Raw genomic sequence first — 11,189 nt, 5'->3', positions numbered from 1 at the left:
CCCGTACGGGATTCGAACCCGTGTTACCGCCGTGAAAGGGCGGTGTCTTAACCACTTGACCAACGGGCCACGAAAAATAAAATGGTGAGCCATGAAGGATTCGAACCTTCGACCCTCTGATTAAAAGTCAGATGCTCTACCAACTGAGCTAATGGCTCATACTCACCAACGTCATATTTTCGTGACGACAAGATGTATCATAACATGTATTCTGTATTTTTCGCAACACTTTTTTTCATTTTTTTATAAAAGATAAGAAAAAACTCATGCGGACATGAGTTTTTTCTTAAAATATCAATTAAGCTTCGTATACATTACGAACAATATTTGTTTGGTTACGATCTGGTCCAACTGAGAACATAGATAATTGAATTCCTGTTAACTCAGAAACACGTTCTACGTATTTTCGTGCATTTTCAGGAAGCTCGTCTAATGATTTTACACCAGTAATATCTTCTGTCCAACCTGGAAGCTCTTCATATACAGGCTCACATTTCGCTAAAATGTTTAAGTTTGCTGGAACTTCATCAATAACTTCGCCATTGTATTTGTAAGCAACACAAATTTTAAGAGTTGGAATATCTGTTAGAACGTCGATAGAATTTAATGATAGATCCGTTAAACCACTAACACGACGTGCATGTCTTACAACAACGCTATCGAACCAACCTACGCGGCGTGGACGACCAGTTGTTGTTCCGTACTCACGACCAACTTCACGAATTTGATGACCAATTTCATCATTAAGTTCAGTAGGGAATGGACCGTCACCAACACGGCTTGTATATGCTTTACATACACCTACAACGCGAGTAACTTTCGCAGGGCCAACTCCAGTTCCAACTGTTACACCACCCGCAATCGGGTTAGAAGATGTAACGAATGGGTACGTACCGTGGTCAATATCAAGCATAACACCTTGTGCACCTTCAAATAATACACGGTGATTGTTATCTAGTGCATCATTTAATACAACAGATGTGTCGCATACATATTGTGCGATTTGTTGTCCATATTCGAAGTACTCTTCAAAGATTTCTTCTACGCTGAAACCTTCTGTATCGTACATTTTTTCAAACAAACGATTTTTCTCTACTAAATTGCGCTCGAGCTTCTCTTTAAATGCTTCACGGTCTAAAAGATCAGCCATACGGATACCAATACGAGCAGCTTTATCCATATATGCAGGACCGATACCTTTTTTCGTTGTACCGATTTTGTTATCACCTTTGCTAGCTTCTTCTAACTCATCTTGTTTTAAGTGATAAGGTAAAATAACGTGTGCACGGTTACTTACACGTAAATTATCAGTACTTACACCACGGTCGTGTAAGTATTTTAACTCTTCAAGTAATGCTTTCGGATCTACTACTAAGCCATTTCCGATTACACAAATTTTCTCTTTATAGAAAATACCAGATGGAATTAAGTGTAACTTATATTTAACTCCGCCGAAAACAATTGTATGTCCCGCGTTATTTCCACCTTGATATCTTGCAACTACTTCCGCATGCTCAGAAAGAAAATCAGTGATTTTACCTTTTCCTTCGTCGCCCCATTGTGTTCCTACAACTACTACTGAAGACATTATTAAAGCACCTCCGCAATTTTCAAACGATCTATTCAAACAATATAATTGTACCAAAACCGAAAAAGAAGTCAACCAAAAAGCGAACATTTTTTTATTAAAAATCATTTTCGTTCGTAAGAATTATATTTTCACCTTATGAAAGCCTTATCTTTATCCCATAAAAAAAGAAACACATCTTATTATAAGAAATGTGTTTCTTTTTTATACTGCCTTTATGCCCCATCTTCAAAGCGTCGTTCTAAATTGACGAATTTATTAAATTCTTTAACAAACGCAAGCTCTACTGAACCTACCGGACCATTACGTTGTTTTGCAATGATAATTTCAATCGTATTTTTATTTTCCGTTTCACGGTCATAGTAATCTTCACGATATAGGAAAGCTACAATATCAGCATCCTGCTCAATACTTCCAGATTCACGAATATCAGACATCATCGGGCGTTTATCCTGACGAGATTCTACACCACGAGATAACTGTGATAAGGCAATAACAGGCACTTGCAATTCACGTGCAATCCCTTTTAAAGTACGAGAAATTTCAGATACTTCCTGCTGACGGTTCTCACCTGATTTCCCACTTCCTTGAATAAGCTGTAAGTAGTCAATTAAAACCATGCCAAGACCTTGTTCTTGCTTTAGTCTACGACATTTTGCTCGAATCTCATTTACCTTAATTCCCGGTGTATCATCAATATATATACCGGCATTTGAAAGACTACCCATCGCCATTGTTAATTTCGCCCAATCATCAGAAGTTAATGACCCGGTACGAAGTCTTTGCGCATCGATATTTCCTTCTGCACAAAGCATACGCATAACAAGTTGATCGGAGCCCATCTCCAAACTAAAAATCGCTACATTTTCATCCGTTTTCGTCGCTACGTTTTGTGCGATATTTAATGAAAATGCAGTTTTCCCCACTGACGGACGTGCTGCTACGATGATTAAATCATTTCGCTGGAAACCTGCCGTCATCTTATCTAATTCAGTAAATCCAGTTGGTATCCCAGTAACTTCACCTTTTTGATTATGCAAAAGTTCAATTTTATCATAAGCATCTACAAGAACATCTTTAATATTTTGAAATGCTTTTGCATTTGTTTGATGGGATACTTCTAATATTTTTTTCTCGGCCTCATTTAAAAGGCCGTCCACGTCATCTTCTCTCTCATATCCATCCGAGACAATATGAGTCGCTGTTCGAATTAAACGACGTAAAAGTGCCTTTTCAGCGATGATACGTGCATAATATTCAACGTTAGCAGCTGTTGGAACAACTTCTGCTAACTCTGCTAAATAAGACACTCCACCAACTTCTTCTAGTAATCCTTGATCAGCCATCGCTGATGTCATTATTACTAAGTCGATCGGTTCTCCTTTATCAGATAACCCAAGCATGACCTCAAAAATCTTTTGATGTTTCGTTCGATAGAATGAATCAGGTACCAATAACTCCGATGCTGACGTTAACGCATCTTGATCAATTAATATGGCCCCTAAAACCGCCTGCTCGGCCTCTATATTATGCGGAGGGGTACGATCAGCAAGTACATCACTCATACGCAATCCTCCTTACTTAATTTATTTTTATTGTTCACTAACATGAACTTTTACTGTCGCTGTTACTTGCGGATGCAATTTCACTGTTACATTTGTGTAGCCTAATGCACGAATTGCATCATCCATTTCAAATTTACGTTTATCAAGTTTAATTTTATGTGATTTTTGCATCGCATCTACGATTTGTTTGCTCGTAATAGAACCGAATAAACGGCCACCTTCTCCAGATTTCGCCTTTACTTCTACAGTTAATTTCTCTAATGTTTCTTTCAGCTCTTTTGCATTCTCAACTTCTGCTGCTGCATCTTTTTCTTCTTTACGCTTTTGAGCTTCTAAAGTTTTCATACTGCTATTTGTTGCTTCAGCAGCCAATCCTTGTTTTAGTAAGAAGTTATTTGCATAGCCATCTGGTACGTTTTTTACTTCTCCTTTTTTACCTTTACCTTTTACGTCTTTTAGAAAAATTACTTTCATGATTGTGTGCCTCCCTGTAAATAGTCATCAATAACAAATCGAAGCTTCTCCTCAGCTTCATCTACTGTAACATTTTTCATTTGTGTGGCTGCATTTGTCAAATGCCCGCCACCACCTAAGTTTTCCATAATTAGCTGCACATTCACTTCACCTAAAGACCTGCTGCTAATTCCAATGAGATTCTCGCCACGTTTCGCAACAACAAATGATGCAATAATTCCTGTCATTGTTAGTAACGTGTCAGCTGATTGCGCAATAAGCACTTGATCGTAGTAATCATCACTATCAACTTTAGCAATCGCAATTCCATTTTTATAAATGTACGCATTTTTTATAGCTTTTGCAACCCGTAAATACTGATCCATATCTTCCTTTAAAAGTTCTTGTACAAGTACAGTATCTGCACCATGTGAACGTAAATAAGAAGCAGCATCAAACGTACGAGCCCCCGTCCGGAATGTGAAACTTTTCGTGTCGACAATAATACCCGCTAACAATGCCGTTGCTTCTAACATTGTCATCTTTAAATTTTTCGGTTGATACTCAAGCAATTCTGTAACCAATTCTGCCGTTGAAGAAGCATATGGTTCCATGTAAACTAGCAATGGATCTTCAATAAAATCTTCTCCACGGCGATGATGATCAATAACTACTACATTTTCAATTTTATGTAACAGTTTTTGCTGCATCACCATAGAAGGTTTATGCGTATCGACAACAACCAGCAACGACTCATCATTTGCAAACTCCATCGCTTGCTCTGGAGTAATAAAATGAGACCATAACTCCTCATTTTGTTTCACTTTATCCATCAAGCGCTTAATTCCTTTATCGGAATCATTTTCATCTAACACAATATATCCTTTACGCTCATTTAACTGAGCCACTTTTAAAATACCAATCGCAGCACCAATTGCGTCCATATCAGGAGCCCTATGCCCCATAATAATGACATTACTACTTTCTAATACTAAATCCTTTAACGCATGCGAAATGACCCTAGCACGTACACGGGTACGTTTTTCAACCGGATTTGTCTTACCTCCATAGAACTTAACTTTACCTGTCGCTTGTTTAATAGCTACTTGGTCTCCCCCACGCCCAAGCGCAAGGTCTAAACCAGATTGAGCCATTGCCCCAAGCTCTGATAAAGGTAAATCACCTGATCCGACACCTACACTTAATGTAAGTGGTATATTCCTTTTAGATGTTTCTTCACGCACCTGATCTAAAATACTAAATTTCCCTTTCTCCATCTGCGTCAGAATACTTTCATTTAACACAACGAAGAATCTTTCTGAAGATGCACGTTTTAAATACGCACCATACTTAAGTGCCCATTCATTTAGTCGCGATGTCACAAGACTTGTTATATTCGTACGTAATTGATCATCTAATCCTTGTGTAACTTCATCATAATTATCCAAATAAATGACAGCTAAAACAGTTCGTTGATCCTCGTACATCTTTTCGATTTCTGTTTGTTCCGTTACATCAAAGAAATAAATTAACTTTTCTTCTTTCCTTACAAAAACGCGAAACTTTCGATTATTTAAAGAGACTATATCATCAGAAGTTTCTCCTTTAATAAAAAGAAGTAATGTTTCTGATACATCGTAAAGGTGCCATCCAGCTAATGCATGCTGTCCCAGACATGAAGATAAATAAGGATTTGCCCAATCAATCCCATAATCCTTATTGTATAACAAAATACCAATCGGCATTTGGTTAAATGCTTCGTTACTTACTTTCTTTACCCTCGTAATCATATCTGTCGTATGCTTTTCGAAATTCCTTTGAAAATTAAGTTCAAATCGTATAACGATAAAGAATACGATACAAAAAATGACAAAAGCAGCTATCCCCATAATTAAATGAAAATAACAGAGAATTGAAATGAGAACAAATACAAAAAATGCCAATACATAAACAGGATATAAAAACCACTGTTTCTTATCAAATTCAGGCATGTATACAACTCCTATAAAGTAAAACTAACTCACCTTCCAGTTAGTTAAACAGATTAAAATAGTATAAGGAATATTACCCTATTCCCCTATTTTAGAACGCAATGAAATCCCTAAGTCAATTATACCTAAGATTGTCACAAGAGGAAACAGCATCGGAATAAACATGCATACAATAAAACTAATAATAGGAACCCCTTTAGTAAAACCTTTTCTATACGCTAAAAAGGAGATGAATGTCAGACCTTGCAGTACAAGCAATAGTGCAAATATGACATATAGGTTAGAAAATACCATATGTAAATATGATGTTGGTTCTACTTTTATAAAAGTTGCTAACAAAATAAATATAACGTAATACCAAACAATACTCTTTGGTAATTGTATATCTTTAAATTTAGGCCAAGGTATAATGTCATGTTTTAACTTTTTCAAAACACTACCTGATATTATCACTGTAATCCAAGAAAAACATACTGAAACTAGAACAAGTATACTTGGAAATAACGATTGTAATATATCATTCATTTGTGTAAGTAACTCTTTTTGTTCCTTACTAATCGGCATACCTATAGCACTTACTATCTTTTCACTTTGCACCATACTTTCACTAAACATACTTTGCATTTGCTTCATTATATCTATGTTGAAAAACTTTATACTCGCAACATAAATAAGTACAAAACCAATTAAGTATGCAAGCGTCCCCGCTATTAAGATTTCCACTGGTTTTTTTCTTGTTTTATACATATATCCTAAAACAATCCCTATCAATCCAAACATAATGGTCTTCACTAAATTCATGGGTTGACTCACAATAATAGTAACAAAAAGTGCCGCTACAAAAACCACAAGCACATTAGATAGTTTATGTCTTATCGTTAATAGTATAAATGGTAACGGCAACGCAAAAGTTACAACAGTACCCAAAATCGGAACATACATAGATATAAGCAACAAAATTGCATATATAGCTAATAACGCTGCGCCTTCTGTAATAAACTTTGTTTGTTTCACATTTTAACCTCTCTTTCAAAAAAGAAAAGCATAGCAAAATGCACAGTAGAGTCCGACTCTACTGTGCATTTCATACGCTATTATTCACCAACATATGGTAAAAGTGCCATTTGACGAGCACGTTTAATTGCAACTGTAAGTTTGCGTTGGTATTTTGCGCTTGTCCCTGTTACACGACGAGGTAAAATTTTACCACGCTCAGAAACGAAACGTTTTAATAAATCAACATCTTTATAGTCAATGCGAGTGATGCCGTTAGCTGTGAAGAAACACACCTTACGACGTTTCGCACGTCCACCTTTGCGTCCTGCCATGTCTATTTCCCTCCATTCTTTGTTAAAACTAACAAATTTACTGTATTAGAACGGTAAATCGTCGTCGGAAATGTCGATCGGTTGACCTACATTTGAAAATGGATCGTCATTCTTCGTAAATCCAGAGTTACCTTGGTTACCTTGGTTACCTTGGTTACCTGAATTACTAGATTGACCAAATGGGTTAGAGCTTTGGTTACCGAAACCAGCTCCTGATGGTTGCTGATTGAATGAACCACGTTGCTCCCCACCGCCATTACGCGGCTCTAAAAATTGTACGCTTTCCGCAAGAACTTCTGTTACATATACACGTTTACCGTCTTGTCCATCGTAATTACGAGTTTGAAGACGTCCATCTACGCCTGCTAAGCTTCCTTTTTTCAAATAATTTGCTACGTTTTCTGCTTGTTTACGCCATATTACACAATTAATAAAGTCAGCTTCACGCTCACCTTGTTGATTCGCAAATGCGCGATTCACAGCTAACGTAAAAGTAGCTACTGCAACACCATTGGGCGTGTAACGTAAGTCAGGGTCCTTAGTTAAACGACCAACGAGGATAACACGATTCATCAATCGAACCACTCTCCCTTATATATCAATTATTTTTCTTCTTCTTTAACAACGATATGACGAAGGATGTCTTCGTTGATCTTAGCTAAACGGTCGAATTCGTTAATCGCTTCTGCGTTAGAGTTCACGTTTAAGATCATGTAGAAACCTTCACGTAAGTCGTTGATTTCGTAAGCTAAACGACGCTTACCCCACTCTTTCGTGTTAATGATTTCTGCACCATTGTTTGTTAAAACACCTGCAAAACGTTCAACTAAAGCTTTTTGAGCTTCTTCTTCAACGCCAGGACGAATGATGTACATAATTTCGTACTTTCTCATTACACTTTCACCTCCTTTTGGTCTAAACGGCCCATAATGGGCAAGGAGCAATTAATTTATAGTAATTACTCACGAGTTTAGATTATATCATAGTAAGTTATATGAATCAACTCACCAATACATAAAAAACTTGGCAAACATATAATATATTCGCCAAGCTCATATCTTTATTTTTCCTAGGAAATATTAGATTAAACGTTAAAACGGAAGTGCATAACATCTCCGTCTTTTACGATATACTCTTTTCCTTCTAAACGTACTTTTCCAGCTTCTTTTGCAGCTGTCATAGAACCGTTTGTCATTAAGTCATCGTAAGAAACTGTTTCTGCACGAATAAATCCACGCTCAAAGTCTGTATGGATAACGCCAGCACATTGTGGTGCCTTCATACCTTGTTTAAATGTCCAAGCACGTACTTCTTGAACGCCAGCTGTAAAGTAAGTAGCAAGTCCTAATAGGTCATATGCTGCACGAATTAATTGATCTAAACCAGACTCTTCAATACCTAATTCTTCAAGGAATACTTTTTTCTCTTCCTCGTCTAATTCAGCAATTTCTGATTCGATTTTTGCACATACAACGATTACTTGAGAATTTTCATTTTCTGCAAATTCTTTTACCATTTGTACGTATTTATTTTCTGAAGGATCGATAACATCGTCTTCACTTACGTTCGCTACGTATAACATTTCTTTTGTTGTAAGTAAATGAAGGCCTTTAACAATCTTCATTTGCTCTTCTGTAAATTCAACAGTACGAGCTGGTTTCCCCTCTTCAAAAGCTTCTTTTAAACGAACTAAAATTTCATGCTCATATACAGCTTCTTTATCTTTTTGTCTTGCTAATTTCGCAACACGCTCGATACGCTTATCAACAGACTCTAAGTCCGCTAAAATTAGCTCTAAGTTGATTGTTTCGATATCATCAATTGGATCTACTTTCCCTGAAACGTGCGTAATATTTTCGTCTTCAAAACAACGAACAACTTGACAAATTGCATCTACTTGACGAATGTGAGATAAGAATTTATTTCCTAAACCTTCACCTTTACTAGCACCTTTTACGATACCTGCAATATCAGTAAACTCGAATACAGTCGGAACAGTCTTTTTCGGTTCTACTAATTCCGTTAATTTATTTAAACGCTCATCTGGTACTTCTACAATTCCTACGTTTGGATCAATTGTACAGAATGGATAGTTCGCAGATTCTGCTCCTGCTTGTGTAATTGCATTAAATAAAGTGGACTTCCCTACGTTAGGTAATCCAACAATCCCAGCCGTTAATCCCATATTTTTCACTCCTATGTCTCAATCTTTCATCATTATAGATAGTAACGAAAAAAATGACAAGTTTCCGCCAAACGAAAAAAAGTAACAGTTACCTACTGTAACTGTTACTCTCCCTCTATTCTTCGTGCTTCACAAGTATTTTTTTCACCTTACGATCAAACTCTCTTCGAGTAATCATTACTGAATGGTCACACCCCTCGCACTTAATGCGGATATCCATTCCCATACGAATAATTTTCCAACGATTCTCGCCACATGGATGTGCTTTCTTCATTTCCACAACATCGTACAAGTTATATTCCTTTTGCTCCACTCTTCAAACTCCTCTCCATACTAAATTGCTTTTCCACTAACCAATTCTTCACGATTATATAAAACCATACGTGGATATGGAATTTCAATTCCATGTAAATCAAGACGATTTTTAATCTCTTTACGAAGTGCCCTTGCAATAACTGCATGTTGCATCGGCTCTACTTCAGCAATAACGCGCAATATAACTTCCGATGCAGCTAATGTTTGCACACCTAATAATTGAGGTGTTGTTACCATTTTTTCGTACTTTGAAGGTAACTCTACTAATAAATCTTCAATAACCTGCTCTGCTTTCGCAATATCAGCCTCATATGAAATAGATACATCAACAAAAGCTACACTATTACTAACTGAGTAGTTAGTAACTTGAATAATACTTCCGTTTGGTAAAGTATGAATTTCACCTGTCCAACTCTTTACTTTCGTTGTGCGGAGTCCAATTTCTAAAACGACTCCTTCAAATTGACCGATTTTAACATAATCGCCAACTGAAAACTGATCTTCTAGCAAAATAAATAAACCTGTAATAACGTCTTTCACTAAACTTTGAGCACCAAATCCGACTGCTAAACCAATTACCCCGGCCCCCGCTAATAAACCTGATGCATTAATATCAAACACACCTAAAATCGCAATTAGCATAATGAACATAACAACGTACGCTACAATATTTTCAAGTAATTTCGCTACTGTAACTGTACGACGTTCTGAAATTTGAATTGGAGAACGACTCCCCATACGAAACGCATTTCGTACAACCGCTCTTGCAATTCGCACAACAACTGCACCAATTATTAAAATAATACATATTTTTAATGTCGCAACTCCAATATGAGCCCAACGATCAGCATCTAATAAATACTGTTTCGTAGAATTAAACCACTTTGTTAATAAATCCATGTACCTCTACCTCTCTAGCTAAAATTTCTTTTTAGTTATCCTTATTATTGTATCAGAAGTCCTCTAATTGCTGAAAAAATTTTATGATTTTAATCCTATTTTATACCCGCCATTCAGGTATAAAATGGAACGAATATATATATACTAGTACTATTATTTCCGTTTTCATTCACATTTTGCAAAAATTACGCACTTATAGCTTTCCATTTTTCTCACCATATAACATATATTGAAAATTTATTAAAAGGATGGGTGCTTCATGAATATTGGAAGTTTTCGCTTACCATTTTTTGAGAAAGAAACTCAAAACGTTATGCACCAAGATCTAGAAGCCTCTGAGATAATCAGTAATTTCTTACTTACCCATATTCCTATTAAAACTAATATACCACTCATTCTCGTTTGTATCGGAACAGATCGTTCTACAGGTGACGCACTTGGCCCGTTAGTTGGTACAAAACTTGAACAAATAGACATCAAAAACCTCCAAGTATTCGGTACACTCGATGAGCCCGTACATGCGCTAAATCTAGAAGAAAAAATTCAGAATATACAGAAAGAATATCCTGCTGCATTTATAATTGCTGTTGATGCATGTTTAGGAAAGTCCCAAAATATCGGGTCAATTACTACTGGAAAAGGACCTAGTAAACCTGGAGCTGCTATGAATAAGAAATTACCTGCAGTTGGTGATTTGCATATACACGGTATCGTCAATCTAAATGGGTTTATGGAGTTTTTCGTTCTTCAAAATACAAGATTAAGTTTAGTCATGAAAATGGCTGATGTAATCGCACAAAGTATAAAAGAGACAGATCAAAAATTATCCGCATTAAAAAAAGCAAACCATCTATAAATAATAAG

General features: G+C 36.4%; 12 protein-coding genes and 1 tRNA gene. 1 reads left to right on the top strand and 12 read right to left on the bottom strand.

The genetic code is table 11. The annotated features are described in order from the left end of the window. Nucleotides 1-82: 82 nt before the first annotated feature. The 12 genes from RT27_RS19450 to RT27_RS19395 all read right to left on the bottom strand — a co-directional run bounded on the left by RT27_RS19450 (nt 83) and on the right by RT27_RS19395 (nt 10,325). Nucleotides 83-158: transfer RNA gene (locus RT27_RS19450), tRNA-Lys, on the bottom strand. A 140-nt stretch (nt 159-298) separates the two neighbouring features. Continuing rightward, nucleotides 299-1,588 carry an adenylosuccinate synthase gene (locus tag RT27_RS19445; RefSeq protein WP_000100230.1) on the bottom strand — a complete coding sequence of 430 codons (1,290 nt, stop codon included), beginning with the start codon at nt 1,586-1,588 and terminating at the stop codon, nt 299-301. 215 nt (nt 1,589-1,803) lie between these two features. Continuing rightward, complete coding sequence (dnaB, locus tag RT27_RS19440) at nt 1,804-3,153, bottom strand: replicative DNA helicase (RefSeq protein ID WP_001286147.1); 1,350 nt, start codon at nt 3,151-3,153, stop codon at nt 1,804-1,806. Nucleotides 3,154-3,180: 27 nt separating this feature from the next. Continuing rightward, nucleotides 3,181-3,627 (bottom strand): 50S ribosomal protein L9, encoded by a 447-nt coding sequence (gene rplI, locus RT27_RS19435; protein ID WP_000864237.1) that lies wholly within the window; start codon nt 3,625-3,627, stop codon nt 3,181-3,183. After that, nucleotides 3,624-5,597 carry a DHH family phosphoesterase gene (locus RT27_RS19430; protein ID WP_016079546.1) on the bottom strand — a complete coding sequence of 658 codons (1,974 nt, stop codon included), beginning with the start codon at nt 5,595-5,597 and terminating at the stop codon, nt 3,624-3,626. Before RT27_RS19430 ends, rplI begins: the two co-directional genes overlap by 4 nt. 78 nt (nt 5,598-5,675) lie before the next feature. After that, entirely contained in the window at nt 5,676-6,611 is a 936-nt protein-coding gene (locus tag RT27_RS19425; protein WP_016079545.1) for a YybS family protein, read from the bottom strand. An 80-nt stretch (nt 6,612-6,691) separates the two neighbouring features. Continuing rightward, the gene (gene rpsR, locus RT27_RS19420) at nt 6,692-6,925 is read right to left on the bottom strand and encodes a 30S ribosomal protein S18 (RefSeq protein WP_000918873.1); all 234 of its coding nucleotides are present in this window, start codon (nt 6,923-6,925) and stop codon (nt 6,692-6,694) included. A gap of 45 nt (nt 6,926-6,970) precedes the next feature. Beyond that, nucleotides 6,971-7,501, bottom strand: a complete 531-nt coding sequence (gene ssb, locus RT27_RS19415) for a single-stranded DNA-binding protein (RefSeq protein WP_002108911.1) — start codon at nt 7,499-7,501, stop codon at nt 6,971-6,973. Between the two features lie 26 nt (nt 7,502-7,527). Continuing rightward, entirely contained in the window at nt 7,528-7,818 is a 291-nt protein-coding gene (gene rpsF / locus RT27_RS19410) for a 30S ribosomal protein S6 (protein WP_001233781.1), read from the bottom strand. A gap of 191 nt (nt 7,819-8,009) precedes the next feature. After that, nucleotides 8,010-9,110, bottom strand: coding sequence for a redox-regulated ATPase YchF (ychF, locus tag RT27_RS19405; RefSeq protein WP_000524670.1), 1,101 nt, complete (start codon nt 9,108-9,110; stop codon nt 8,010-8,012). Nucleotides 9,111-9,225: 115 nt separating this feature from the next. After that, on the bottom strand, nt 9,226-9,423 hold the full coding sequence (locus tag RT27_RS19400) for a DUF951 domain-containing protein (RefSeq protein ID WP_000435486.1): 198 nt from the start codon (nt 9,421-9,423) through the stop codon (nt 9,226-9,228). 20 nt (nt 9,424-9,443) lie between these two features. After that, nucleotides 9,444-10,325, bottom strand: a complete 882-nt coding sequence (locus tag RT27_RS19395) for a mechanosensitive ion channel family protein (protein ID WP_000365111.1) — start codon at nt 10,323-10,325, stop codon at nt 9,444-9,446. Between the two features lie 259 nt (nt 10,326-10,584). Here RT27_RS19395 and yyaC point away from each other — a divergent pair, with 259 nt between their 5' ends. Continuing rightward, nucleotides 10,585-11,181, top strand: a complete 597-nt coding sequence (yyaC, locus tag RT27_RS19390) for a spore protease YyaC (RefSeq protein WP_001020711.1) — start codon at nt 10,585-10,587, stop codon at nt 11,179-11,181. The last annotated feature ends 8 nt before the right edge of the window (nt 11,182-11,189 follow it).

Origin of the sequence: Bacillus sp. L_1B0_5, from assembly GCF_000836715.1 — a bacterium.
GTDB classification, from domain to species: domain Bacteria; phylum Bacillota; class Bacilli; order Bacillales; family Bacillaceae_G; genus Bacillus_A; species Bacillus_A thuringiensis_S.
The sequence above is the reverse complement of the archived record's forward strand: the minus strand, read 5'-3'. Positions and strand labels throughout refer to the sequence as shown.